Source organism: Actinomadura decatromicini (assembly GCF_008121305.1).
Taxonomy (GTDB): domain Bacteria; phylum Actinomycetota; class Actinomycetes; order Streptosporangiales; family Streptosporangiaceae; genus Spirillospora; species Spirillospora syzygii.
On sequence record NZ_VSRQ01000003.1, the window covers coordinates 132,626 to 157,650 of the forward strand.

The following is a 25,025-nucleotide window of genomic DNA, read 5'->3' on the forward strand; positions in this document are numbered from 1 at the left end:
CGGCCGAGTCCCATGTGGCGGGAGCCCTGGACGGTCTAGGTGGGCAGCATCGCCACGATCTCGGGTTTCAGCATCCCGCGGACGCTCGCGTACGACGCGCCGAAGTTCAGGTCGCCGCAGCCGTCGCTGCCGCCCGCGAGGTAGGAGAGCTGGAACTCGGCGGGCGTGAAGAACGGGCTCAGGTACGGCGGCGAGGTCGTCTGGCCGGGCCCGATGGGCCTGCCCGGGAAGAAGTCGGACCGCCGGAACCTGCCGTCCCGCGAGCAGTCGGACCAGCGGCGCTCGTTCCCGACGGGGTGCTGGGCGACGATCGACCGGAGCCGGGCGGCGCCCGCGTCCGTCAGCGCCTCGGGACGGAACACGTCGGCGGCGGTGAGCCTGCGGCCGGTGCGCAGGTCGACGGTGACGACCTCGCCGCCGGGCGACCCGTCCGCCTGCTGGCAGTTGTCGGTGATCTGGAAGTACCGGACGGACACGAGCCGGGGCCCGCGCAGCCCGAGCCGCGTCTTCGTGGCGATCTTCACAGGCTTGCCATGGCAGCCGAAGTCGCGGTCGAGGGCCCGCGACATCGCGATGAGGCGGTCCAGCGGGCCGCGCAGCTCGGCGTTGATCCGCCGTTCGAGCGCCGGGTTCCGCAGACCGCTGACCTTGGGGTACTGGACGTTCTGCACCACGATCTCCGGGTCGCGGAGCGTCTCGTTCTGGGCGGCGAGGGCGACGACCGCGACGGGGGCGGGCGGCGGGTCCTTGTGGTCCTGGGTGGCGTAGACGGCGCCGCCCGCCGTCGCGGCGACCACGGCCGCGCCCGCGGCGGCGACCGCGCCCTTGCCCGCCGCCGTGGCGAGGATGCCCTTCCCGGCGGCGGCCCCGGCCGCGCCCGCGCCGCCGCCCGACCCGGCCGCGCCCGACCCGGCGGCCCCGGCGGCGCCCGCCGCGCCCGCGGCGCCGGAGGCGGGGGCGACGGTGAGCGCGCCGAGCGGGAACAGCGCGGCCAGCGCGACCGCGGCGGCGGCGAGCGCGCGGACGCCCCGCTGCTCCCAGTCGCTCCCGTACGCGGCGACGGCGGCCGACTCCAGCATCGCGACGAACGACGCGGCGCCCGCCGGGCGTTCCGCCGGCTCCTTCGCCATGCCGCGCAGGACGAGCGGGCGCAGCGGCTCCGGGACGTCCGTGACGTCGACCCGGGCGGTGAGGTGCTGGTTCATGAGCGCGGCCCGCTCGCCCGCCGCGAACGGCCGGTGCCCGGTCACGCACTCGACGAACACGCAGGTGGCGGCGTACACGTCGGTCGCGGGGGAGGCGGGCTCGCCGCGCCACTGCTCGGGGGCCATGTAGACGGGCGTCCCGGCGAGCGAGCCCTCCCCGGCGAGGACGGCGACGCCGAAGTCGACGAGCTTGCTGAGCCCGTCGGCCTGGACGACGACGTTCGCGGGCTTGTAGTCGCGGTGCACGACGCCGACGGCGTGCGCCGCCGCGAGCCCGAGCAGCGACCCCTTCAGCACGAGCAGCGCCGCCTCCGGCGCGAGCGCGCCGTGCTCGCGCAGGACCTCCTTCAGCGACGCGCCGTTGATCGCCTCCATGACGATCGCCGCGCCCTGCTCGCGCTCCACGAACTGGTAGAGGCGCGCGACGTAGGGGCTGGTCAGGCGGCCGAGCATCTGCGCCTCCGAGCGCAGCGCCGCGAGCGCGCCCGGATCGCCCCGGACGAGGTACTTGATCGCGACCGGCGTCCCGGACCCGGCGTGCCGGGCGAGGACGACCCTGCCCTGCGCGCCGCGTCCGAGTTCGCGGTCCTCGGTGAAGTCCGTCAGCCGCCAGTCCATCCCGCGCTCCCCGCACTCCTCGATCATGTTTCCACTGGACGGTGACGCCGCCGCGTGAGGAAAGGTTCGCGGAAAGTCGTCGCGATCGCCACCCCGCCGCCGGAGCCGTCCGGCCGGGGAGACGCCCCGGCAGACGCCGGGCAGACGCCGGGGAGCGTCCCTCCGCAGTTCATGATCTCGCGTCCGGATTGTGCTAGAACGCGCATATGCGGCGCGCCGAGCCGAAAGGACGTTCATGGACGCAGCGGAGGACTTCGGGCGGGTGGTCGCCGACCGCTATCTGCCGGACGGATGGCTCCCCGTCATTTCGCGGGCCGGGGCGGAGCTGGCGGAAACGGGCTGCTGCGTGCTGCCCGACTTCATTCGTCCCGCATTGCTGCACGCATTGCGAACGGAATGCGCGCGCATCGCGCCCCACGCCCACACCGACGTCGAAACGGTGAACGCCTACAACATCGACGTGGCCACGCCATTGCCGGAGGGGCATCCAGGACGGCTCACCATGAAGCGGGGCAACGCGTTCGTCCCGCGCGACCGCATCCCGGCCGGTTTCGTGGTCCACCGCCTTTATTCAAATCCGCTGTTCCGGCGGTTCACGGCCGCCTGTTTCGGAATGCCGGTCGTGTACGAGCTGGCCGATCCGCTGTCGGGCCTGTGCCTGAACGTCGTGCGGCCCGGCATGGAGCATCCCTGGCATTTCGACACCAACGAGTTCACCGTGAGCATGCTCGTCCAGGCGGCCGAGGCGGGCGGCGACTTCGAGTACTGCCCGAACATCCGGTCGGCGGACGCGGAGAACTTCGGCGACGTCGGCCGGGTGCTCGCCGGGCGGGGCGGCGATCTCGTCCAGCGGCTGGCGCTCCGGCCCGGTGACCTGCAATTATTCAAGGGACGGTACTCGCTGCACCGGGTGGGCAAGGTGTCCGGGAGGACGGCGCGGCACACGGCGATCTTCGCCTACAGCGAGCGTCCGGGGGTCGTCGGCAGCGTCGCGCGGACGCGGCAGCTCTTCGGCCGCGTCCTGCCCGAGCACCTGGCGGCGGAGGGGCGCGCCGTCCGAGTCGACCGGTTGCTCGACTAGGGGCACGGATGCGCACCGGCGAAACCGTCAAGATGTCGTTCGACCACATCTACACGCGGCCCGATCCGCGGGCCTACTTCGGCACTCTCCGCGAACTCGACTACTCCATACCGGAGCTGGCGAAACCACACTTCCGGCGCCTGATCAGCGAATACCGGGAGGCGTGCGGGGCGCCGGCGCCGACCGTTCTGGACATCGGCTGCTCCTACGGCGTCAACGCCGCCCTGGTGAAATACGGGGCGACGATGGAAGAGCTGTACCATCGCTACGCCGACCGGGACGCGCGTCAGCGAACACGCGAGTCGCTGCTCACTCGGGACAGGGAGCTCGTCCGTTCCCGCGGCCGCACGGACCCCGTGCGTTTCCTCGGCCTGGACGCCTCGGAGGAAGCCCTTTCCTATGCCCTCGAAGCCGGATTCCTGGACGGCGCCGTCCACGCCGATCTGGAGAGCGGCGAACCGACCGACGAGCAGCGCGCGCGGCTCGACGGCGCCGACCTGGTCATCTCCACCGGGTGCCTCGGATACGTCACCGAGCGGACCATTTCCAGGATCCTCGGCGGGCCCGGCGGGAACCGGCCGTGGATGGCGCACTTCGTGCTGCGCATGTTCCCCTTCGAGCCGATCGCGGAGACCCTCGGCGCGGCGGGGTACCGGACCGTCCGCCACGAGGGGCTGTTCCGGCAGCGGCGGTTCGCGACGCCGCAGGAGCGGGCCGGGGTCCTGGACCGGCTCTCCGCCGCGGGCGTCGACCCGACCGGCGTGGAGACCGACGGGTGGTTCTACGCCCAGCTCTACACCTCCCAGCCCCACCCGCCCCGGCCCGCACGGGCCGGGAACCGCCCGGAAACACGAGGATCGAAGTGAACGCCAGCAACCCCAGCGATGAGCTCTCGTCCCGCACCTTCGGCAACGAGGCGGCACTGCCGCGCGTGCCGCTGCCGACGCTCGACGCGACCTGCGAGCGGTTCCTCGAATGGTGCGCGCCGCTGCTGACCGCGGCCGAGCGGGCCCGGACGGAGGCCGCGGTCGCCGACTTCGCCCGCCCGGACGGCCCCGGCCGCAAGCTGCACGCGGCCCTCGAACGCTACGACGCGTCCGAGGGCGTGCACAGCTGGCTCGACACGTTCTGGCCGTACCGCTACCTCGGCCGCCGCGACCGCATCGCCCTGAACGCGAACTTCTTCTTCCTGTTCAAGGAGTCCGAGGAGGACCAGGCGCAGCGCGCGGCCGGGCTGATCGCCGGGGCGCTCGACTACAAGGTGCGGCTGGACGACGAGGCCGTCCCCCCGGTCGTGCACCGCGGGCGCCCGCTGTCGATGGTGCAGAACAAGTACCTGTTCTCCACGACCCGCATCCCCGGCGCGGAGCAGGACACGGTCCGCCGCCCGTACTCCGACGCGTGGCCCGGCCCGTCCCAGGCCCGGCACATCGTGGTGTTCTTCCGCGGCAACCTCATCCGGATGGACGTGCTCGGCCCGGACGGCCGCCCGCACTCCCTGGACGAGCTGACCGCCGGCCTGGAGACGATCATGAAGGCGGAGCCCGCGGTGGAGCCGTCCGCCGGGCACCTCACCACCAAGGCCCGCGCCGACTGGGCGGCGAGCCGCACCGCGCTGCTCGCCGCCGACCCGCGCAACGCGCGGGCGCTGGACGAGGTCGAGACGGCCCTGTTCTGCGTCTGCCTGGAGGACTTCGTCCCCCGCGACGCTCTCAACGCCTGCGACCACCTCCTGCACGGCGACAGCGGCAACCGCTGGTTCGACAAGGCCGTGTCGTTCGTCGTCTTCGCGGACGGGACGGCCGGGATCAACGTCGAGCACTGCGGCCTGGACGGCACCACCGTCCTCAGCTTCGTGGACGCGCTGCTCGGCACGTCCCCGCTGCTGCTGTCCCGGCGGTCGGGGGCGCGGTCGCAGGGGCTCCCGGTGATCGAGCCGATCGAGTTCGCCCTCGACGACGCGCTCCGCCGCGACATCCGCGACGCCGCCGCCGCGTTCGCCGCCTACGGCGCCGCGACCGCGACGACGACCGTGTCGTTCGCGACGTTCGGGTCCGCCGAGATCAAGCGGCTCGGGACGTCCCCGGACGCGTTCGTCCAGCTCGCCTACCAGCTCGCCCACCGGCGCGCGAAGGGCCTGACCGGCGCGACCTACGAGTCGATCGCGACCCGCCACCTCCGGCACGGCCGCACCGAGGCGATGCGCGTCGTCACGCCCGAGGTGGTGCGGTTCGCCGACGTCATGGACGACCCCGCCGCCGGCCGCGAGATCCGCCGGGACGCGTTCCGCGCCGCCGCCGACGCGCACGTCCGGCGCGCCCGCGAGTGCCAGGCGGGGCAGGCGCCCGAGCAGCACCTGTGGGAGCTGCAGCTGATCCAGCGGCGGCGCGGCGCGGAGGTCGGCGTCACCGAGCCGCCGCCGCTGTTCGCCTCGCCGGGCTGGCTCGTCATGCGGGACGACTACCTGAGCACCAGCTCCGCGCCGTCGGAGCACATCCGGTACTTCGGGTTCGGCTCGACCAGCGAGCAGTGCATCGGCGTGGCCTACGTCCTGCTGCCCGACCGGTTCAACGTCTACCTGAGCACCCCGCGCCCGGTCGCGGACGCGATGTTCGCGTTCGCCGACCGGCTCCGCGACGCCGTCCGGGAGCTGCACGACCTGCTGGTCTGATCAGCGGCCGGGTTTCGCGGGCCGGTGCGACCGCCCGACCGGGTACAGCCACCGCCGGAACGCCCGGCTCAGCAGCGGCATGACGAGCAGGGTCAGCAGCGGGACGAGGATCACCGGGAACGTCAGCGCCTTCAGCGGCACCGGCCACGACGTGGTCAGCGGGGTGACGAACGCGTTCAGCAGCAGGCTGATCGGATAGACCGCGAGGAACGTGACGACGATCATCTTGGCCTTGGACGGCGGCGGCACCGACTCCCCCGGCAGGCTGAACCAGGTCTCCAGGCCGGTCGTCTGGGGCTGCCGCTCGGCCGCGATCCCGTGCAGGCGGCGGAGCCAGTCGGCGCGTTCGCGCGAGCCCAGCCACTCGTCGAGGTGCTCCTGGCCGTCGAAGTTCACCACGGTGTAGTAGCGGTTCCGCGCCCCCTCGGCGCGCAGCCAGGTCGCGCCGCGGTGCCCGGGGTGGCGCATGGCGATCTGGTGCATGCCCTCGGCCCATTCCTCGAAGTCGTGCTCGCGGCCGGGCTTGACGTCCCAGGTGACCACGGCCGTGACGGGTTCGCCGTCGCGTTCAGCCATGCCGGGGAGTGTGACCGGATCCGCCATTTCCATGCGGGCCGGACGCGGCGCGGCCCGGCGCGCGGGCCGGTCCCGGCGTCGCCGCCACCCGCCCAACCTGCGGAAACAGGGTCATATATACCGCCGTTATGACCTGCTGACATTACCGGCGGTTTGTCGCCAATGAGACTGTCATGGTGTTCCTACGGCCTCTCGCCCGGGGTTCCCGCCCGGAAGACTCCCCCGGCACCGGTAGGGATACCGCGAGGTGTGCGATCCGTCCTCCCGCCGGCCAATGCTCCCGTCCGGCGAAACGGAGGCCCTTCGCGCGCACCGTGCCCGGACGAGAGACCGCACGGCGATAGCCGGGAGAAAAGGCGGAAGCGAATGAGAACGCGTACCCGACCCGCCCGGGCACGCCTACGGATCGCGGCCGGTGTCGCGGGCGTAGCGGCGACCACCTTCGCGGTGTCGTCCGGAGTCGCCTCGGCAGGCGTCCTCCAGATCCAGCAGGAGGTCCAGCAGCAGAACCAGTGGTGCTGGGCCGCAAGCGGGCTGACCATCGCCAAGTTCCACGGCAAGGGGAACGTCAGCCAGAACGAGTTCTGCAACCTCGCACGGAACCGCCCCGCGGGCGGCCAGTGCCCGAACCAGCCCGGCCAGCTGCAGTGGGACCAGACGGCGTTCCAGAAGCTCGGGCTCTCCCCGGGCCAGGTGACCGGACCGCTGTCCTACCAGGCCGTGGTCACCGAGATCGACGGCAAGCGCCCGATCGAGACCGGCATCTACTGGACCGCCGGCGGCGGCCACGCCCAGGTGATCTACGGCTACACCGGGCAGACGCTCTCCTACGGCGACCCCTGGCCGGCCAGCCCCCGGTACGGCGAGATGAGCCACAGCAGCTACGTCAGCAACGGGCAGTTCCGCTGGGGCGAGGCCCTGTCGAAGGTGGGTGCGTGACATGCGGAACGCCAAGTTCAACAACGCGGCCAAGTTCACAGCGGCGACCCTGATCGGCGGCACCGTCCTGATGGGCGGCAACGCGGCGTTCGCGGCCGGACCGTCCTCGGACGAGGCCGCGGCGGCGAAGGTCGCCTCCTCGGCCGCCGCCCAGCAGCGGATCGGCCAGTTCTTCGTCCACCTCGACCAGCACAACCGCGGGCAGGTCACCAACCAGGCCGTCCCGCAGGCGGCGATCGCCGCCAAGGCGCCGAAGCTCGAAGGCGCCGTCCACCCCGTGTACTCGCTCAACCCCGAGTTCGTGAAGGGGACGCCGAACGCTCCCGTCGCGCAGTTCGCCTACATGGCGGTCGGCGCGAAGTCGGCGACCGGGCAGCACGCGACGGTGTGGCTCACCAAGTCCGGCGCCGAGTGGACGATCATGAACGTGATCTCCGGGACCGAGGAGGCCGTCTACCCGGCCAAGGCGGACGGCGGCCAGGTCTTCACCGAGCCGCAGATCCACGCCTGGTACCGGCTCAAGGACGGCCGCGTCACGGCTCTGAACGACACGGCGAAGACGTCCGTCAAGCAGGGCGTCACGGTCGGGTCGTACCAGAAGCTCGTGCACGGCCGCTACGCGGACAAGCTCCCTGGCTCCGCGTACCAGCGCTCCGGGAAGCTCGGCGGCTTCTCGCCCACCACCGGCGTCAGCGATCGGACGCCGGACAGGGGCCCGGCGCCCGTCCTGCTCGCGCTCGGCGCGGGCGGGCTGGTGACCGCGGCGGGCGTCGTCATGGCGCGACGACGCCGTACCCCGGGCAGCTACTAGCCGCCTCCGAGCGGGTTCCGGGAACCGCCCCCCTTCCCGGAACCCGCCTCCCGGGCGGGGTCCGCCCCCGGGGACGCGGGCACGGGTAACGCCGGATGCGCCTCGGGATGCTCGTCCCACCATTCGCCGTAGATCCGCTGAGCCCGGACGAGGTCCATGTACACGTCGTTGAAGATGCCGCGCAGCCGGGCCGCGGCCTGCTCGGCCTCGGGGCGCCAGACCAGCACGATCCGCTGCGAGATCGGGTCGCCCTCGATCCGGCGCAGCGCGATCCCCTCGCGGGGGCTCGCGGTCGGCTGGTACAGCCCGACGGCGCGTCCGGACCGGATGATGGAGGCCGAGATCCCCCAGTCGCTCGCCCAGTACCGCACCCGCGGCTGGAACCCGGCGTTGGCGCACACCCCGCGGATGTACGCGGGCCACGGGCCGTCGTCGAGCGGGTCGTCGACCCAGTCCAGCTCGGCGAGCTCCGCCAGCTCGACGGTCTCGCGGGCGGCGAGCGGGCTGTCGGACGACATCCCGGCGAGGATCGGCTCCCGCTCCACCAGGACGAGCCGTTCGAGTGCGCCCAGCGGCCGCGGGACGTGCTCGAACGGCTCTTGGAACAACCCGATGTCGAGTGCGCCGGAGGCGAGCAGCGCGGGGATGCGCCCGCCGCCCTGGTCGACCCGCAGGTGCAGCCGGGACGCCGGGGACAGCCCGCCGAGGTGCTCGCCCAGCCCGGTCAGCACCGGGCACACCTGCACGCCGACCCGCAGCAGCGGCATCGCCGACGGGTCGCTGATCCGGTGCGCGAGGGCGGCGTTGAGGTCGTCGATGCTCGCGAGCGCGGCCCGCGCGCGGGTGGCGACCTCCGCCCCGACCGGCGTCGGCGTCACGCCCTCCGGGGACCGGACGAACAACTGAACGCCGAGGTGGCTCTCCACCCGGCGGAGCATGGTGCTCACCGCGGGCTGGGTCAGGCCGAGCCTGGCCGCGGCCTTGCTGATGCTGCCGGTCGCGGCGATAGCCTCGATCATCCGGAGATGGTGGGGGCCGAGGTCCACGAGCGCGCTCCTGACCGTCTTTCGCCCCGTTTGCTGATTTCAGTCGAATATTAACCCCAGATTGGTCCGCGCAGCCTGGAAATGCGTGCCAGACAACGCCTGCCAGACCCGGCCGGACGTCACCGAACGGTCTGCGCGCGTCCCTGTTGCCGCAGCTCACGGGGGCTGACGCCGAACCGCCTGCGGAAGGCGTGGCTGAGCGCGCTGGCCGAGGAGAACCCCGTCGCGTGCGCCAGGTCGGTGATCGTGACGTGCCGGTCGAGCGGGCTGCGCAGCCGGTCCCGGACGAGCCGGAGCCGCTCCTCGCGGATCAGCTCGCGCGGCGTCGTCCCGGCCCGCTGCAGCGCGAGCTGGACCTGCCGCAGCGACCAGCCGAGGGCCTGCGCCACCCGCGCCCCGGTCAGCGCCGGGTCGGTGACGTGCTCGCGGACGTACCGCCGCACCACCGCCTCCACCTCGGCGAGGTGACCCGGCGCGGGCGGCCGGTCGCCACCGGCCCGCCGGCCCGCGACGACGATGCACAGCAGCTCGGTGATCCGGTCGCAGGCGGCCTCGAACTGCCGCTCGGTGAGCGAGTCGCGCTCCTCCCCGACCGCCCGGACCATGTCGGCGACGACCCGGCCGAGCCCGGCGGACAGGTCGAGCCCGGCCGACAGGCCCGCGGCGAACGGGGACTCCGGCGGGAGCCTGCCGTCCACCTCGCGCGCGGGGATCGTCAGCACGAGGACGCGGGCGGGCGGAGGCCGTCCGGCGCGCAGCGCCGCGGCGGACGGCACGAGGCCCCCCGTGCCCGGTCGGAGCGGGGCCTCGCCGCCGTCGTCCAGCACGACCACCAGCTCGCCGTGCAGCGGCAGCAGGAACCGGTAGACGTCCTCGTCACGGTCACGGTCACGGTCGCGCCCGTCGGGCTCGGGATCGCGTTCGCGGACCTCGCCGGTGTACGCGTCGCCTGCGCGGGTCTCACTCGCATAGACGTCGCCCACGTGGATCTTGCCCGCCCGGTCCGTGCGGTACAGGGCGAGGCGGTAGGCGGCGCGGTCGGCACGGGCGGGCCCGCCGAGGATGTCGTCCACCGCAGGCCCTTCGCCGATGCGTCCCGTTCCGTGGTGCGCGTCCGGAATGCCCGCCGTCGCGCCGCTGGCCGACCCCGGCCGCGCGGACGGTGATCAGCGCAGGTGAGCGTATCCGATCCGGGCCGTCCGAGCAGGCGTTTCCAGCGGAAAGTGAGGCGATTCAGACGGTGCGTGATCACCCGATGCGCGATGCCGCAAAATCCTTGCGCCCGGGGGCAAGCGCCCGGCGGCGCGGCCGTCCTACGGTGCCGAAACCGCGGCGTTTCGCATGCGCCCGGAACCCACCCCCCGGCCGAGAGGCGGACCGCGACGGCCCGCCTCGCCCATTCGTGTGCACCCGAGGATCTGATGGAGCCCTTCCTCTTCGCGACGGCGTTCGTCCTCGTGGCCGGCGCCGGGATCGCGACCGCGGTCCTGCTCGTCCAGCAGCGCCGCGCCGCCGACCTCCTGCGCGCGCAGAACGCCGTCCTCGCCCGCGGCGTCGAGCTGCGCGACCGGGAGCTGCGGCACCTCGCGGACGTCCGGCTGCCGGAGCTCGTGCGGTCGCTCGGCGACCCGGGCGCGCGCTTCGTCGGCCCGCTGCACGACGTGGACCGCGAGGCGCCCGCCTTCGCGCACTCCCTGCGCACCGTGATGGACCTGTTCGCCGGGTCGGCGGAGCAGGTCAAGGAGCAGGCCGACCAGTCCGCGAAGTCGACGCTGCGGGCGATGATGCGCGCCGTGCAGAGCCTCGCGAACGAGCAGCAGCTCGCCATCTCCACCATGCAGGACCGGCACGACGACCCGGACGTGCTGGCGGGCCTGCTCAGCATCGACCACATGAACGCCCAGCTCGGACGGCGCGCCCAGGCCACCGCCGTGCTGTGCGGGTCGTGGCCGGGGCAGCAGCGCTCGGCGTCCTCGCTGACCGACGTGGTGCGCGGCGCCACCTCCCGCATCCGCGACTACCTGCGCGTCAACCTGGAGGGCGCGCTCAACTCGGCGGTGACCAGCCGGGCCGTCGAGCCGGTCGTGCTGACGCTCGCCGAGCTGCTCGACAACGCCGCGCGGCACTCCCGTCCGGACACCACCGTCGAGGTCAACTTCCGCTCCACGCACAACGGCGTCGCCATCATGATCGACGACGCGGGCGTCGCGATGGACGCCGAGGAGCTGCAGCGCGCGTCCGAGCTGCTGTCCGGCGAGGCGTCGGTGGACATCCACCGGCTCGGCGACCCGCCGCAGATCGGCTTCGCCGTGGCCGGGGTGCTCGCCGCCCGCTACGGCTTCCGCGTGTCGGTCGACTCCCGCTCCCCCTACGGCGGCGTGCGCGCCGTCGTGTTCGTGCCGTCGGCGCTGCTCACGAACGTCCCGGACGACCGGGAGCCCGTGCCCGCCGCCGCGCCGCGCCCGGCGCCGAAGACGGTCGCGACGGCCGCGGCGTCCACGACGGGCGGCACCGCGTCCACGGCGGGCGGCCTGCCGAAGCGCAGCCGCGTCGCGGTCGCCGAACGTCCTCCCGCCGCCGAGCCCCCCGCCGACACACCCGCCGACGGGGCGGACGAGGCGGCGCCGCCCGCCCGGCCCGCGCGGGAGACGGCGAAGGGCCTCGGCGCCTGGCAGCGGGGGACGCGGTCCGGCCGCGCCACCACGCCGCCCGGCGGCGACGCCCCCGGCGACGAGGCGCCCGGCCCGGCGGGCGGAGAGCAGCGGCGATGAACGAGGGGAACGGCGCGATGGACGACGGTACGAACCGGCTCGGCTGGATGCTGGACGACGCGCTCCGCATGCCGGAGACCCGCTACGCGATCCTGCTCTCCGCGGACGGCCTGCTCATGGCGCACTCCGAGCGGATCGGCAGGGACGAGGCGGAGCGGCAGGCCGCGGGCATGGCGGGCCTGCAGTCGCTCGCCCGCAGCACCGCCGAGTTCTGCGGCGACCCCGGCACGACGTGGCGGCAGACCGTCAACGAGTTCGACGACGGCTACGTGTTCCTCGTCGCCGCCGGGCCGGGCGCGTACCTCGCCGTGTCCGCGACGCAGCACGTGGACATGGAGACCGTGTCGTTCCGGCTGCAGGAACTCGTCCAGCGGCTCGGCAAGGAGATGACGAGCCCGCCGCGGCCGGGGGCGGGCCGACCCGGATGACGCCGCGCCGGAACGAGCGGGCGCTCGTCCGTCCGCACGTCGTCACCGGCGGGCGGGCGCACCCGTCCCGCAACGTGTTCGACCTCGTCACCCTCGTCATCGCCACCGGCGATCCGCCGGGCCGGGCCGGGCCCGCGGCGAAACCGGGGACCGGCCCGCCGCTCACCGGCCTCAGCCCGGAGAAGGTCCGCATCGTGGAGCTGTGCCGCGGCGGCGCGCTGTCGGTCGTGGAGATCTCCGGTCATCTGAGCCTGCCCGTCGGGCTCACCAAGGTCCTGCTGTCCGACCTGGTGGACAGCGGCCATGTCAGCACCCGCGCCGGCGCCCCCGCCGCCGCGGTCCAGCCGTCCCAGGTCTCGCTCCTCCAGGAGGTGCTCGATGGACTCCGGGCTCGTCTCTGAGACGCCCTACCTGCGCGACACCGTACGGACGTCCGTCAAGATCCTCATCGTCGGGCACTTCGCGGTCGGCAAGACCACGTTCGTCGGAACGCTGTCGGAGATCCGCCCGCTGCGCACCGAGGAGCGGATGACGCAGGCCGGCGCGACCGTCGACGACCTCGCCGGGATCAAGGACAAGACGACCACCACGGTCGCGCTCGACTTCGGGCGCCTGACCCTCAGCGACGAGATCGTCCTGTACCTGTTCGGCGCGCCGGGCCAGCAGCGCTTCAACCGCCTCTGGGACGACCTGGCGCGCGGCGCCCTCGGCGCGCTGGTCCTCGTCGACACCGCGCGGCTGGAGCAGTCGTTCGCCGTCATGGACATCGTCGAGAAGCAGGGCCTCCCGTACGCGGTGGCCGTGAACCACTTCGACGGCTCGCCCGGCTTCCCGGACGAGGAGGTCCGCGAGGCCCTCGACCTCGCGCCCGGCACGCCGCTCGTCAACTGCGACGCCCGCGACCGCAGGTCGTCCACCGAGGCCCTGATCTCGCTCGTCGACCACCTCGTGACCACCACCCGGGAGAAGAAGCAGTGACCGCGGAAAGCCCCGAGCACACCGCCGACCGCCCTGAACCCACCGCCTACGACGCCGGGCGCATCCCGATGTACGGGCCGGAGTTCACGCGGGACCCCGGCCGCGTCTACGACCTGGCGCGGGCGCACGGCGAGCTCGCGCCCGTCGAGCTGGCGCCCGGCGTGCCCGCGACGCTGGTCGTCGGGTACGACGCCGCGCTGGAGATCATGCGCGACCCGGGCCGCTTCCCGCGCGGCAGCGCCGAGTGGGAGGAGGAGGTCGGGCCGGAGTGCCCGGTGCTGCCGATCCTGATGGCCCGGCCGAACGCGCTCGCCACCAACGGGCCCGTGCACGCGCGGTTCCGGTCGGCGATCGTCGACAGCCTCAGCCGCGTCCACCCGGCCGAGCTGCGCCGGTACGTCGAGACCAGCGCGGACGCCCTCATCGACGGGTTCGCGGGCGACGGCGAGGCCGACCTGATCGACCAGTACACGCGGCCGCTGCCGCTGCTCGTCCTGTCCGACATGCTCGGCTGCCCGCGGGACCTGGCGGACCGGTACGAGCGGGGCATGGCCGGGATCATCGAGGGCGCCGACCCGGAGGGGTCCCTCGCGGTGCTCTCGGAGGCGATCCAGGAGCTGGTGGCGCTGCGGAAGGCGGACCCGGGCCGGGACGTGACGTCCTGGATGATCCGGCACCCGGCCGCGCTCGACGACGACGAGACCGCGAACCAGATCGGGATGCTGTTCGCGTCCGGCAGCGAGCCGCTGAACTCGCTCGTCGCGAACGGGCTGCGGCTGCTGCTGTCGGACGACCGGTTCTTCGGCGGGCTGTCCGGCGGCACGCTGCCCGTCCAGGACGCGCTGGACGAGGTCCTCTGGACCGACCCGCCGATCTCCAACTGCGGCCCGACCTTCCCCCGCCGGGACACCGAGTTCCGCGGCCACCGGCTGCCCGCCCACCAGCCCGTCATCATCGGCTACACCGCGGCGAACACCGACCCGTCGCGGGCGTCCGGCGACCGGACGGGCAACCGGGCGCACCTCGCCTTCGGCGGCGGCCCGCACTCCTGCCCGGCCAAGGGCCACTCGCGGCTGATCGCGGCGGTCGCCATCGAGCGGCTCCTCGACCGGGTGCCGGAGATGGAGCTGGCCGTCCCGGCCGAGGAGCTGGAGTGGCGTCCTGGCCCGTTCCACCGGGCTCTGACCGCGCTGCCCGTCAGGTTCCCGCCCGCGGCCGACCCGGGTCGCCGGTAGCGTCCCCGGCGGCGGCGCGGAGCGCGCCGACGACGGCGGCGAGCTGCGTGACCAGCCCGGCGACGCTGGTCTGGTCGACGCCGTTGACGGTGATCGTGCGCAGCTCGTCCGGCTTCGGCAGCCGCGCCATGATGTGCGGCAGCTCGGTGATCAGCCGGGCCTGGAGGGCGGCGGGCGTCCGCTCGTTCTCCAGCGCGGCGCGGGCGCCCTCCCGCTCCAGGTCGAGCAGCTCCTGCTCGTGCCGGGACCGGGCGCGCAGCTCGGCGACGGCGGCCTCGCCCTCGGCGCGGAGCCGGGCCAGCTCGTGGTCGCGCTCGATGCGCAGCCGTCCCGTCTCGGCCTCCTCGGCGTGCCGCTCCCGCTCCATCAGCAGCGCGTGCCGCGTCGTCTCGGTCTGCAGCTCGGCGACCTCGCGGGTGTCGTCGTGCTCGCGCTTCGTCCGGCGCAGCTTCTCCGCGGCCTCGGTGTCGAACAGCCGCGACTCGTTGCGGGCGCGCAGCTCGGCGAGCTCCCGCTCGTGTTCGAGCCGCTGCGTCTCCTTGATCCGCGCGGCGGCCATCTCGCGCTGCGCGACCGCCTCCTCCGCCTCCAGCTCCGCGAGCCGCGCGATCTGGCCCTGCTCGGCCCGGTACGGCTTCTGCAGGTTCTCCCAGAGCCGGGACGAGCTGACCACCGCCTCCTTGATCTGCACGGTGACGATCCGGAGCCCGAGCCCCTCGTCGCCCTCCTGCCCCTCGGCGACGCCGCGCAGCCGGGCGGTCAGCTCCTCGATGATCGGCTGCTTGTCGCTGAGGACGTCCCGGACACCCATCGTCGCGACCTTGTCCTTGATCGCGGCCTCCGCCTGCTCGCGCAGCTGGAGGTTGACCAGGCGCATCGGGTCGTCGGCGTCGCCGAAGTCGAGCTTGCGGTAGGCGGTCCCGAAGTCCTGGATGATCCACTGGACGTAGCCCTGGACGAGCACGCCCTGCAGCTCCCGGCAGATGCAGTAGGCGTTGATCAGGATGGTCTGCGTCGCGCCCGGCACCACGAGGAACGAGTCCGTGGACGGGTTGAACCGGAACGACACGCCGAGCCCGATGTGCAGCGGCTCGCTCCGGCCGCGCCGCGTGTGGACGACGAACGCGTTCGGCGGGACGAGCACGTTCTTCCACCGCCAGAACCCGCTGATCCGGACGTCCACCGGGCCGGGCGCGGAACGTTCCCCCGCCGACGCGCCGCCGCCGAGGGCGCGGTCGCGCTTGGCGAGCGGACCGGGGGGCGGCGGGACCGCGCCCGGCGCGAACGGCGCCGGAGCCGACGACGAGCGCCTCGCCCTGAGGTCGCCCTCCAGCTCCGCCTGCTGCGCGACGACCTTCTCCAGATACGTGTTGCTGCCTTGATCAGGGGCGTTCATCCCGCTCCTCACCGCTTGATCGGTTGGCGGTACCTTAATGCGGCCTGAACCTTTCGGACGGCCTTATGCGTATGTCCGGCCGTGACGACGCACGAGCGCCCCGCGCCCCCGGCCTCGCCCCCGACCCCGCCCCCGACCTCGCCGACCTCGCCCCCGGCCACCGCCCCGGTGACCGATCGGACGATGCTCGCCATCGGTGCCGCGGCGCTCGCGCTGGTCGTCCTCGCGGTGGTGGTGCGGGTCGGCGGCGCGTTCAGCGCGTCCGCGACGCCGGGTCTTTCGCAGTCCGGGGCGCTGACCAAGGCCGGGTTGTCGGTGGCCGAGCTCGGCGGGAACGCGGCGGCGGTGCTGACGGTCGGGTGGCTGCTGGTGGCGGTGGTGTTCGTCCGGGAGCCGTCGCCGGTCGTCCGGCGGTGCCTGCGGGGCGCGTCGGTGACCGCGCTGCTCTGGGCGCTGTGCACGCTCGCGCTGATCGTGTTCACCGTCCTCGACCTGTTCGGGACGGGCCCGTCCGGCCTCACCGGCGGCATGATGCGGACGTTCCTCGTCGAGCTGCCGCAGGGGCGGGCGCTGCTGCTCGTCCTCGCCGCCGCCGTCGCGCTGGCCGTCGCGGCGAGCCTGCCCGGCGCGCCGCGCGCCGCCGGGTACCTGCTGGCCGGCGCGCTCGCCGGGCTGCTCCCGCCGCTGCTCACCGGCCACGCGGCGAACGCCTCGAACCACGCGCTCGCCGTCTACAGCCTGATCGCCCACGTCGGCGGCGTCGCGCTGTGGATCGGCGGGCTCGTCGCGCTCGTCACCGTCGCGCCGGACGTCCGGCTCGCGGAGGTCGCGGGCCGGTACAGCTCGCTCGCGCTCGGGTCGTTCCTCGTCGTCGGGGTGAGCGGCGCGGTGAACGCGTGGGTGCGGCTCGGCGGCGTCCACCTCGGGTCGCGGTACGGGACGCTCGTCGTCGCGAAGGCCGTGGCGCTCGCCGTGCTCGGCGCGTTCGGCTGGTGGCACCGGCGCGCCACCCTCCCCGCGCTGCGGGACGGCGCGCTTCCGAACAGCGGAGGCACGCGCGGGTTCGTCCGGCTCGCCGCCGCCGAGATCCTCGTGATGGCGGCGACGATGGCGCTCGCGACCGGTCTGTCCAGGACGCCGCCGCCGGAGAACGCGCCCGGCACGCTCGACGCCGTCGCCCTGCGGCTCGGCTTCCCGCTGCCCGGCCCGCCCGGGGTCCGCCCGTACCTGCTCGACTGGTGGCCCGATCCGCTGTTCGCCGTGCTGGTGGCGGCCGGGGCCGTGCTCTACGGGACGGGCCTCGCCCGCGTCCGCGACTGGCCGTGGCGGCGCACCGCGTCCTGGACGGCGGGCCTGCTGGTCGTCCTGCTCGCGACCTGCGGCGGGCTGTCCCGGTACAGCATGGTGCTGTTCAGCGCGCACGCCGTCCAGCACGTGCTCGTCGGGGTGGCCGCCCCGCCGCTGCTCCTGTACGGCGCGCCGCTGCGGCTGGCGTCGCGGGCCCTGCGCGGCGACAACGCGCGGCTCCTCGCCAAGGCGGCGGGCAGCCGGGCGGTGCGGGCGCTCGCCCACCCGATCACCGCGTCCGCGCTGCTCCCGCTGACCCTCTACGGGTGGTACGTGTCGCCGTTCTTCGGCGCGTCGCTCGCCAACCACGCGCTGCACTCGCTCGCGCTGGCGCTGTTCCTCGCGGTCGGGCTCGCGTACTTCCACGGGACGGCCGGGACGCTGATGCCGTTCGCCGTCCTGCCGCTGCACGCCGTCGCCGGGATCGCGCTCCTGCGGGACGGCACCGTGCTCGGCGGCTGGTACGAGGACCTCGGCCGCCGCTGGGGCCCGCCGCCCCTGCACGACCAGCGCCTCGGCGCGCTCCTCCTCTGGACGCTGTCCGCCGCCGTCACCCTCGCCGTCGCGGAGGCGCAGCGCCGGTACTGGCGACGCCGCTACTGGCGGGGCCGCCGGTCGACGACGCGGCTGAGCGCCTCCACCACGGTCGGGTCGTACTCGGCGGCGGAGTCGAGCCGCAGCCGCTCCAGCACGGCCGCGCCCCGGTCGCGGTCGGACGAGTCGCCGACCAGGTCGTCGTAGGCGTTCGCGACCTTGATGATGCGCCCGGCGAGCGGCGGCGGGATCGGCCGCGCCGCGTCTCCGTCGCCGGCGGCGGGCTCCGGCCCCGTCCGGTACGGGTGGGACGACAGCTGGACGATGTGCGCCACCCGGTCAAGGACACCGGTCTGCTTGATGACCTCGGCGCCCAGCTCAGCGATCCGGCGCTGCTCGGCCGGGGACGCCAGCACCGTCGCCCCGCCCGGGATCGGGTCGCCGAGCGACAGCTGCCCGATGTCGTGCATGAGCGCCGCGTACTCCAGTTCGAGCAGCTCCTCCTCGGACATGCCGAGCTCGCGGCCCATCGCGACGGCGAGCTGCGACACCCGCCGCGAGTGCCCGGTCTCGACGTAGCCGCCGACCTCGGTGACCCGCGACAGCGCCCGCACCGTCTGGAGGTAGGTCGCGCGGATGCCCGCGTAGCGGCGGAACGCGAACTGCGTCACCAGGATCGGCACCGTGAAGACCAGCAGCGCGGCCTCGCCCATCGCGGTCGTCGCGACCGCGATCAGCATCGCGGTCGCGCTGGTCGCCGCGCACAGCGCGAGCTTGGCGTCGATCTCGTCGCGCAGCGCGATGCCGAACCTGGCCCGGACGGCCTCCGCCCGGATCATCGCCGCGATCAGCACGTCGGTGAAGCAGGACCCGACCACGACGAGGCCCATCACCGCGAGCACCGCCTGCCAGGGCAGGTCGAGCGACAGCACGGGGCGGAAGCACAGCGCGACGACCGCGACGTTGAACAGGCGGCGGGCCATCGCGTCCGGGCGCGGCATCCGGCCGACCGCGACGTGCGGCAGCGAGCCGACCAGCATGCCGACCGCCGTCACCGCGACGACCTGCAGCGCCGAGTGGTCGGCCGGGACGACGCCGAGCGGCGCGTCCGGCGCGGCGCCCTCCGGGCCGACGCCGACGAGCAGCGCGTAGCCCATCGCGCCCGCCGCCGCGATCGGCGCGACCTCCCGGTTGCCGGGCATCACCATGCGGAACAGCTCGCCGAGCGCGACCAGCACGCCGAAGATGATCGCGACGTTCGGCTGCCGCAGCCCGGCCGCCGCGACCTGCGCGATCGCCACGATCACGAACAGCCCGGCGGTCGCGATCAGCAGGAGCTGACCGGAGTCGATCGTCTGCCAGGCGGGCCGCTCCCCGGCGGCCCGCCGCTCCCCCGCCGTGTCAGTCGCCATGGCGCGCGATCACCGCCGTGCCCCGTCGCCGGGGCGCACCCCGTCGCCCGCCGGGTCACCGGCGGGGTCGCTCGCCCTGTCATTGGCGGGGTCGCCCGCGACGCGCAGCGGCGCGCTCGGGTCGTCGTGGTCCTGCTGGGTGGTCTCGACGACGTCGTCGTCGGGCAGGACGACCGGGTCGGGCGGCGTCCAGGGGTCGCGCTCCAGCGCCCGCAGGAACGCCTCGACCATCACCGGGTCGAAGTGGTCGCCCATGCAGCGGCGCAGCTCCGCCACCGCGTCGGAGACGCTGCGGGCGGGCCGGTAGGACCGGGTGGACGTCATCGAGTCGAACGCGTCCGCGACGGCGATAACCCGGGCGAACTCGGGGATCTCGTCGCCCGCGAGGCCCATCGGGTAGCCGCGGCCGTCCATCTTCTCGTGGTGGTGCATGATCCCGGCGAGCGCCTCGTCCAGGAACCCGATCTCGCGGACGATCTCCAGCCCGCGCATCGGGTGCAACTGGATCGCGGCGAACTCCTCCTCCGTCATGGGCCCGTTCTTCTGCAGCACCTTGGTCGGGACGCCGAGCTTGCCGACGTCGTGGAGCATCCCGGCGTAGCGGATCGCCTCGACCCGGTCGGCGCGCATCCCGATCTCCTGCGCGATCATCACCGAGCCGCGCGAGACGCGCTCGGAGTGGCCGCGGGTGTAGTAGTCCTTGGTCTCGACGGCCTGGCACAGCGCGGCGAGCGTGGCGGCGTGCGCCTGCTGCTGCGCGTACGCCTGGTCCATCGCCCAGCGCGCGATGAACAGCGGCAGCAGGACGAGCACCGCCGCGAACGGCCCGACGCCCGGCCACAGCCCGGCGATCAGCAGGCCGACCATGCCGTAGCCGAGGCAGCCGAACGCGAGCTGCCCGGACTCGTGCAGCAGCTCGCGCGGCGCGGCCTGCCTGCTGAGCAGCAGGACGCCGGCCATCAGCGTCAGGTTGACCACGACGAACGTGACGAGCGCGCCGAGGAACGGGCCGATGACGCCCTCCACCCAGCGGGGCTGCTCGGCGTCGAAGCCGTCGCCGCCGAGCAGGTCGAAGACCGTCCCGGCGACGAAGCCGCTGAGCGCGAGCTGCGCGCCGTTGAAGAGCCGCTTGACCGGGGCGAAGAACCGCTGCCCGGTGACCACGGCGCAGAAGCCGAGCAGGGCCGCGCCCGCCGGGCCCAGCAGCACGACCGAGGCGAGGCTCGCGGCGAAGCTCATCGACACCCTCGCCCGCGCGAGGTTCAGCCGCGCGGGCGCGGAGTCGCAGACGAGGAAGAGCACCGCCAGCACCGCCAGCACGAACCAGTCGATCTCGGCGAAGGACGACGTCGCGATGAGCCCGGCCGCGAGCGCGACCACACCGCATACGTACGCCCAGGCAGCGAGAGGTAGTCCACGCATTGCCGCCCCTCGGGATGACGAATGGCGGGCCGCCGCCGGGCTCCGCGTGCCTGCCGGCACCTAGACCCAGGACACGCCCTCGGGCATCATCAGCGACGCCGCCGAGGCGTGCCGGCGGTCTCCCGCCGGTGTCACGCGCTTGAGCATGGCTCTCCTGCCTCCCCCCGCGTTCCGATCCGTCCGGCCACGGGCCGGCCGCCGGGGAGCGGGCCCGCCCGGGCGAGCACATACCCCGAATTCGCGGTGGCGCACGTGCTCCCGTCGCTGATTTCGGCCCAAGCCTAACGCGCGGTGCCGAGGTCACACAGGCATGCGGGAAAACGTGAGCAAAGCGTGAACCAATCGTCACCTTAGGTGATCAATTGTCCCTCCGGAATGCACTTAACGTGTCCGCGCAAACGAGCTGCACGACAGAATGCACGACTGAATGCACACCTGAATGCACGTGCACTCGGAATGGGGCGCGCGGAGCCTCGATAAATGGAAGGCAAAACGCCGACGTCACACCATTCGGCGAGGGCGTCGGCCGCGCGGTCGCGCGCCCAGGCGACGGTCGTCAGCCGGGGTCGGCGGCGCGGTCGCGCGCCCAGGCGACGGTCGCGGCGAGCCCCTCCGGCAGCGCCACCCGCGGCTCCCAGCCGAGCGCGTCGCGGGTCGCCGCCGGGTCGACGGCCATCGCGGGCAGGTCGCCGAGCCGGGGCGGCGCGAACTCCGGGTCGTCCGGCGCGCCCGCCGCCGCGGCGACGAGGGAGTGCAGCTCGCGGTCGGTGGTCTGGGCGCCGGTGCCCACGTTCAGCCGCAGGCCGCCGCCCCGCTCCCCCGCCGCGCGCGCGAACGCGTCGACCACGTCCAGGACGTACACGTAGTCGCGGGTCTGGGTGCCGTCGCCGTACACCCGGGTCGGGCGCCCGGCCAGCAGCGCGTCCGTGAAGATCGAGATGACGCCCGCCTCGCCCTCCGGCGTCTGCCGCGGCCCGTACACGTTCGCCAGCGTCAGCGTCGTGAAGTCGACGCGGTGCAGGGCCCGGTACATCTCCGCGTACACCTCGCCGGAGACCTTCGACGCCGCGTAGGGGGACGCGGGCCGCAGCTCCGCGTGCGGCGGGACGGGCAGCGCGTCCGGCACCCCGTACACCGCGCAGCTCGACGTGAACACGACCTTGCGGGAGCCCGCCGCGCGGGCCGCCTCCAGGACGTTCGCGGTGCCGACCACGTTCGTCCGGGCGTCGCGCAGCGGGTCGGCCACGCTCACCCGGACGCTGACCTGCGCGGCCAGATGGCAGATCACCTCGGGCCGCCGCACCGCGGCCTTCTCGACGAGCGAAGGGTCGGCGACGTCCATCTCCCACAGCTCCACCCCGGGCTGGACGTTCGCGCCCGACGAGAAGTCGTCCACGCCGATGACCTCGTGGCCGTCCGCGAGCAGCCGGTCGACGAGATGGGAGCCGATGAACCCGGCCGCGCCGGTGACGAGTGCGAGCACCCGCAGAACGATACCGGCGCTCAGACGCTTCCGGACTTTTCGGCGCCGCCGGTCGCCCTGATCTCGCCGCAGATCTCCTCGATGCGGCCGAGCACCTTGGCGCGCAGGTCGGTCGGCGCCTGCTCGCAGGCGCAGGACTTGTTCACGAGCTTCTTGACCGCCTCTTCGAGGCCGTACTCGCGCAGGCAGGGGCCGCACTCGTCCAGGTGCTGGCGCACCTCGCCGCAGCCGCCCTGGTCGAGCTCGCCGTCGAGATAGGTGTAGACCCGCGCCAGCACCTCGTCGCAGGGGGTCTCGTGGTGATTGCCACAGCTCATGGCTTCACTCACCCTTTCGCACGGGTAAGCCCGCGATCCTCGGCGTAATCCTCCAACATGCCTCGCAGCTGCCGCCGGCCGCGGTGCAGCCGGGACATCACGGTGCCGATGGGCGTGCCCATGATCTCCGCGATCTCCTTGTAGGCGAACCCCTCGACGTCGGCGAGGTAGACGGCGATGCGGAACTCCTCCGGCAGCTCCTGCAGCGCCCGCTTGACGTCGGAGTCGGGCAGGTGCTCCAGCGCCTCCGCCTCGGCGGACTTCAGCCCGCTGGACGTGTGCGACTCGGCGCGGGCGATCTGCCAGTCCTCGATGTCGTCGGTGGCGGCCTGCTGCGGCTGGCGCTGCTTCTTGCGGTAGGAGTTGATGAACGTGTTGGTCAGGATCCGGTAGAGCCACGCCTTGAGGTTCGTGCCCTCCTTGAACTGGTGGAAGGACGCGAACGCCTTGGCGAAGGTCTCCTGGACGAGGTCCTCGGCGTCGGCCGGGTTGCGCGTCATCCTCAGCGCGGCCGAATAAAGCTGGTCCAAGAACGGGAGCACGTCGCGCTGGAACCGCTCCTGGCGCTGCTCCACGGTCTCCGTGGTGCCCTGTACCTGACCCACCCCCTCGGCTGTGGCGCCCCCGGCCTTCGCCGAATTCTTCGGCGGGCCGCCGGCGTCGTATCCCACAGAGGGTATCGGTCCGCGGGGCCTTCCCACGCGGGCGGGTGCCCGTGCGGCGCCGCGCGGCGCCGCCCCGGCGAACCGCTCCTGGTCGGCCACGGCCGTGGTCATCGGTGCGCACCTCCGTCGAACAGGGGTTGTGAGACGGTGCAACACCGTGACGCCGCCGCGGATTCCCCGTCCGCGCGCCCGCGTGCCGGACGGAACCGGATGTTTCTCCCCGTCCTGCACGGAGGGTGATGCCCGCACCTTCACGGGGAAAGAACTGACATATATGGCGAGAACAGGAGCAAAGCGTTGCTACCGGTGCCGGCGCGACCTTCCGAGCCCACCATCGCCAGCCTGCGCGACGTCTCCGGGGACTCCCTGGCGCGCTACTGGACGTTCTACTGGGCCGTCGCGGCCGCCCAGCTGACGCGCTGGCTGCCGCGAAGACCGTCCCGGGTGCTGGACGTCTCCGGGGGCCGCTGCGCGGCCGCGGCCGCCGAGGCGGGGCACAGCGTCCTCGAAGTGCGCGATCCGGGCGCGGCCGGGGATCCGGGCCGTCCGGCGGGGCGGGCGCCGAAGGGGACCGTGGTCCCGGTCGTCGGGGACAGCGGCGCGCTCGCCTTCCTCGCCGACGGCGCCGTGGACGCGGTGATCGCCGAGAACCGGGTGCTGTCCCGGCACCTCGCGACCGAGGCCACCGTCGCGGAGTTCGCGCGGGTGCTGCGGCCCGGCGGGCGCGTCCTGCTCTGCGTCGACTCGCTCACCCTCGGGATGGCGCTGCTCGCCGAGCGCAACTACTGGGCGCACCTGTCGGACGTGCCGAGCGCGGAGGTCGTCCTCGTCCCCTGGCCGGACGGGACGATCACCCGCTCGTTCTCCGCCCACCAGCTCCGCGAGCTGCTCGCGGACGCCGGCCTTGAGGTCGAGTGGGTCAGGCCCCGGACGGTGCTGTCGCCGTCGACGGTCGAGCACGTCCTCGCCGAGTCGCCGCGCGCGCTGGCGCGGCTCGTCCGGACCGAGCTGAACGCGCCCGACCCGGACGAGTCGCTCGGCATCCACCTGCTGGCGAGCGCCGTCCGCCCCCGCTGACACGCGGTTCCCGGCGCGAAGCGATGGACATGCGAAATGGCGCTGGACCGATCCACCGCATTGCTCCACCGCATTGCTCCACCGCATTGCGCGCCGTCCCCGGTCGAGAGCGGGCCACGATCGTGTCGGCGCGGTGCGGCGCGACTCCGGCGACGCCGTGCCGACTCGCGCCGGCGGCGATTCCGGCGGCGGTCAGAACAGGCCGTCGGAATGGCCGCCCGAGCCGTCCCCGGACTCCTCCGGCGCTATGAGTTCGGGCCCGTTGTTTTTCACGCTGTTGACCGCCTTGGACACCGGATAGGCGTCCATTGTCCCGGCCATCGCCGGGACGAGGAGGCCGCGCACCGTCTCGGTGTCGGTCAGCTCCGGGTCGAGCCAGGCGTCCCAGCGGTCGGGCTCGACGACCATCGGCATCCGGTCGTGGATGCGGCCGAGGTCGTCGGGCGCCTCGGTGGTGATCACCGTGCACGTCCAGACCCATTCGTCCTCGGGCGACTTCCACAGCTCGTAGAGCCCGGCCATCGCCATGACGGCGCCGTCCTTCGGGCGGATGAAGAACGGCTGCTTCTGCGGCTTGCGCTTCTTGGCCTTCTTCTCGCCGCCCGCCGGGTCGGGCGTGTCGTCCTGGCCCTCCAGCACGTACCACTCGAAGTAGCCGTCGGCGGGGAGCAGGCAGCGCCGCCGCGCGAACGCGCGCCGGTACGACGGCTTCTCGTGCACCGTCTCGACCCGCGCGTTGATCATGCGGGAGCCGATCGACAGGTCCTTCGCCCAGGACGGGACGAGGCCCCAGCGGACCGTCCGGAGCTGGCGGACGGCGGCCTCCTCCTCGGGCGCGTCCTTCGGGCGCCGGTCGAGCACGACCGGGACCTGCTTGGTGGGGGCGACGTTGTAGTCGGGCCGGATGTCCCCGTCGGCGGCGTCGAGCTGCACCTGGAACTCGTCCAGCAGCTCCTGACGCGCGCGGGTGGTGGCGTATCGTCCGCACATGGCTCCCATCCTGCCGCGCTTGA

22 protein-coding genes and 1 pseudogene are annotated in these 25,025 nt (G+C 73.6%); 12 read left to right on the forward strand and 11 right to left on the reverse strand.

Annotation, left to right across the window (positions count from 1 at the left end; translation table 11 throughout):
* Nucleotides 1-35: 35 nt before the first annotated feature.
* Entirely contained in the window at nucleotides 36-1,850 is a 1,815-nt protein-coding gene (locus FXF68_RS43035) for a serine/threonine-protein kinase (RefSeq protein WP_222869946.1), read from the reverse strand.
* Between the two features lie 208 nt (nucleotides 1,851-2,058).
* Between FXF68_RS43035 and FXF68_RS14435 the strand changes: the two genes are divergently transcribed.
* From FXF68_RS14435 to FXF68_RS14445, 3 genes are read left to right on the forward strand one after another with little or no spacing between them, the layout of a single operon-like run.
* Entirely contained in the window at nucleotides 2,059-2,904 is an 846-nt protein-coding gene (locus tag FXF68_RS14435; RefSeq protein ID WP_148759516.1) for a HalD/BesD family halogenase, read from the forward strand.
* Nucleotides 2,905-2,912: 8 nt separating this feature from the next.
* A complete protein-coding gene (locus FXF68_RS14440) occupies nucleotides 2,913-3,770 on the forward strand; it encodes a class I SAM-dependent methyltransferase (protein WP_148759517.1) in 858 nt (285 codons plus the stop codon).
* On the forward strand, nucleotides 3,767-5,575 hold the full coding sequence (locus FXF68_RS14445; protein ID WP_148759518.1) for a choline/carnitine O-acyltransferase: 1,809 nt from the start codon (nucleotides 3,767-3,769) through the stop codon (nucleotides 5,573-5,575). Before FXF68_RS14440 ends, FXF68_RS14445 begins: the two co-directional genes overlap by 4 nt.
* Here the strand turns inward: FXF68_RS14445 and FXF68_RS14450 are convergent, their stop codons facing one another.
* The gene (locus FXF68_RS14450; protein WP_148759519.1) at nucleotides 5,576-6,151 is read right to left on the reverse strand and encodes an antibiotic biosynthesis monooxygenase; all 576 of its coding nucleotides are present in this window, start codon (nucleotides 6,149-6,151) and stop codon (nucleotides 5,576-5,578) included.
* A 366-nt stretch (nucleotides 6,152-6,517) separates the two neighbouring features.
* Between FXF68_RS14450 and FXF68_RS14455 the strand changes: the two genes are divergently transcribed.
* Nucleotides 6,518-7,090, forward strand: coding sequence for a papain-like cysteine protease family protein (locus FXF68_RS14455; RefSeq protein ID WP_148759520.1), 573 nt, complete (start codon nucleotides 6,518-6,520; stop codon nucleotides 7,088-7,090).
* A gap of 1 nt (nucleotide 7,091) precedes the next feature.
* Nucleotides 7,092-7,901 (forward strand): hypothetical protein, encoded by an 810-nt coding sequence (locus FXF68_RS14460; RefSeq protein ID WP_148759521.1) that lies wholly within the window; start codon nucleotides 7,092-7,094, stop codon nucleotides 7,899-7,901.
* On the opposite strand, the gene FXF68_RS14465 is transcribed toward FXF68_RS14460, so the two are convergent.
* Nucleotides 7,898-8,920: a LysR family transcriptional regulator gene (locus FXF68_RS14465; protein WP_148759522.1), complete on the reverse strand. Its 1,023-nt coding sequence runs from the start codon at nucleotides 8,918-8,920 to the stop codon at nucleotides 7,898-7,900. The genes FXF68_RS14460 and FXF68_RS14465 overlap by 4 nt on opposite strands.
* A gap of 146 nt (nucleotides 8,921-9,066) precedes the next feature.
* A complete protein-coding gene (locus FXF68_RS14470) occupies nucleotides 9,067-10,020 on the reverse strand; it encodes an AraC family transcriptional regulator (protein ID WP_246178689.1) in 954 nt (317 codons plus the stop codon).
* Nucleotides 10,021-10,368: 348 nt separating this feature from the next.
* Here FXF68_RS14470 and FXF68_RS14475 point away from each other — a divergent pair, with 348 nt between their 5' ends.
* From FXF68_RS14475 to FXF68_RS14495, 5 genes are read left to right on the forward strand one after another with little or no spacing between them, the layout of a single operon-like run.
* Nucleotides 10,369-11,718 (forward strand): ATP-binding protein, encoded by a 1,350-nt coding sequence (locus tag FXF68_RS14475; RefSeq protein ID WP_187437924.1) that lies wholly within the window; start codon nucleotides 10,369-10,371, stop codon nucleotides 11,716-11,718.
* Entirely contained in the window at nucleotides 11,715-12,146 is a 432-nt protein-coding gene (locus FXF68_RS14480; RefSeq protein WP_246178690.1) for a roadblock/LC7 domain-containing protein, read from the forward strand. The genes FXF68_RS14475 and FXF68_RS14480 overlap by 4 nt, the downstream gene beginning before the upstream one ends.
* Nucleotides 12,143-12,547: a DUF742 domain-containing protein gene (locus tag FXF68_RS14485; protein ID WP_148759524.1), complete on the forward strand. Its 405-nt coding sequence runs from the start codon at nucleotides 12,143-12,145 to the stop codon at nucleotides 12,545-12,547. Before FXF68_RS14480 ends, FXF68_RS14485 begins: the two co-directional genes overlap by 4 nt.
* Nucleotides 12,525-13,124, forward strand: coding sequence for a GTP-binding protein (locus tag FXF68_RS14490; protein WP_148759525.1), 600 nt, complete (start codon nucleotides 12,525-12,527; stop codon nucleotides 13,122-13,124). Before FXF68_RS14485 ends, FXF68_RS14490 begins: the two co-directional genes overlap by 23 nt.
* Nucleotides 13,121-14,359: a cytochrome P450 family protein gene (locus tag FXF68_RS14495; RefSeq protein ID WP_148759526.1), complete on the forward strand. Its 1,239-nt coding sequence runs from the start codon at nucleotides 13,121-13,123 to the stop codon at nucleotides 14,357-14,359. Before FXF68_RS14490 ends, FXF68_RS14495 begins: the two co-directional genes overlap by 4 nt.
* On the opposite strand, the gene FXF68_RS14500 is transcribed toward FXF68_RS14495, so the two are convergent.
* Entirely contained in the window at nucleotides 14,322-15,755 is a 1,434-nt protein-coding gene (locus FXF68_RS14500; RefSeq protein ID WP_148759527.1) for an SPFH domain-containing protein, read from the reverse strand. The two genes, FXF68_RS14495 and FXF68_RS14500, sit on opposite strands and share 38 nt — an antisense overlap.
* Before the next feature lie 531 nt (nucleotides 15,756-16,286).
* Here FXF68_RS14500 and FXF68_RS14505 point away from each other — a divergent pair.
* Nucleotides 16,287-17,684: pseudogene (locus FXF68_RS14505) on the forward strand (bifunctional copper resistance protein CopD/cytochrome c oxidase assembly protein); the annotation flags it as partial.
* Between the two features lie 14 nt (nucleotides 17,685-17,698).
* Here FXF68_RS14505 and FXF68_RS43855 read toward each other — a convergent pair.
* The 5 genes from FXF68_RS43855 to FXF68_RS14530 form a co-directional block, all read right to left on the reverse strand.
* A complete protein-coding gene (locus FXF68_RS43855; protein WP_148759529.1) occupies nucleotides 17,699-19,048 on the reverse strand; it encodes an HD-GYP domain-containing protein in 1,350 nt (449 codons plus the stop codon).
* Between the two features lie 9 nt (nucleotides 19,049-19,057).
* Nucleotides 19,058-20,470, reverse strand: coding sequence for an HD-GYP domain-containing protein (locus FXF68_RS14515; RefSeq protein ID WP_148759530.1), 1,413 nt, complete (start codon nucleotides 20,468-20,470; stop codon nucleotides 19,058-19,060).
* A 556-nt stretch (nucleotides 20,471-21,026) separates the two neighbouring features.
* Nucleotides 21,027-21,953, reverse strand: a complete 927-nt coding sequence (locus tag FXF68_RS14520; RefSeq protein WP_148759531.1) for an NAD-dependent epimerase/dehydratase family protein — start codon at nucleotides 21,951-21,953, stop codon at nucleotides 21,027-21,029.
* A gap of 20 nt (nucleotides 21,954-21,973) precedes the next feature.
* Nucleotides 21,974-22,270 (reverse strand): mycothiol system anti-sigma-R factor, encoded by a 297-nt coding sequence (gene rsrA / locus FXF68_RS14525; protein WP_148759532.1) that lies wholly within the window; start codon nucleotides 22,268-22,270, stop codon nucleotides 21,974-21,976.
* Nucleotides 22,271-22,278: 8 nt separating this feature from the next.
* Nucleotides 22,279-22,875 carry a sigma-70 family RNA polymerase sigma factor gene (locus tag FXF68_RS14530; protein ID WP_187412417.1) on the reverse strand — a complete coding sequence of 199 codons (597 nt, stop codon included), beginning with the start codon at nucleotides 22,873-22,875 and terminating at the stop codon, nucleotides 22,279-22,281.
* 366 nt (nucleotides 22,876-23,241) lie between these two features.
* On the opposite strand from FXF68_RS14530, the gene FXF68_RS14535 reads away from it, so the two are divergent.
* On the forward strand, nucleotides 23,242-24,012 hold the full coding sequence (locus tag FXF68_RS14535; RefSeq protein WP_148759533.1) for a class I SAM-dependent methyltransferase: 771 nt from the start codon (nucleotides 23,242-23,244) through the stop codon (nucleotides 24,010-24,012).
* Nucleotides 24,013-24,204: 192 nt separating this feature from the next.
* Here FXF68_RS14535 and FXF68_RS14540 read toward each other — a convergent pair whose 3' ends face one another.
* Complete coding sequence (locus FXF68_RS14540) at nucleotides 24,205-25,002, reverse strand: SOS response-associated peptidase (protein ID WP_187437925.1); 798 nt, start codon at nucleotides 25,000-25,002, stop codon at nucleotides 24,205-24,207.
* Nucleotides 25,003-25,025: the final 23 nt, after the last annotated feature.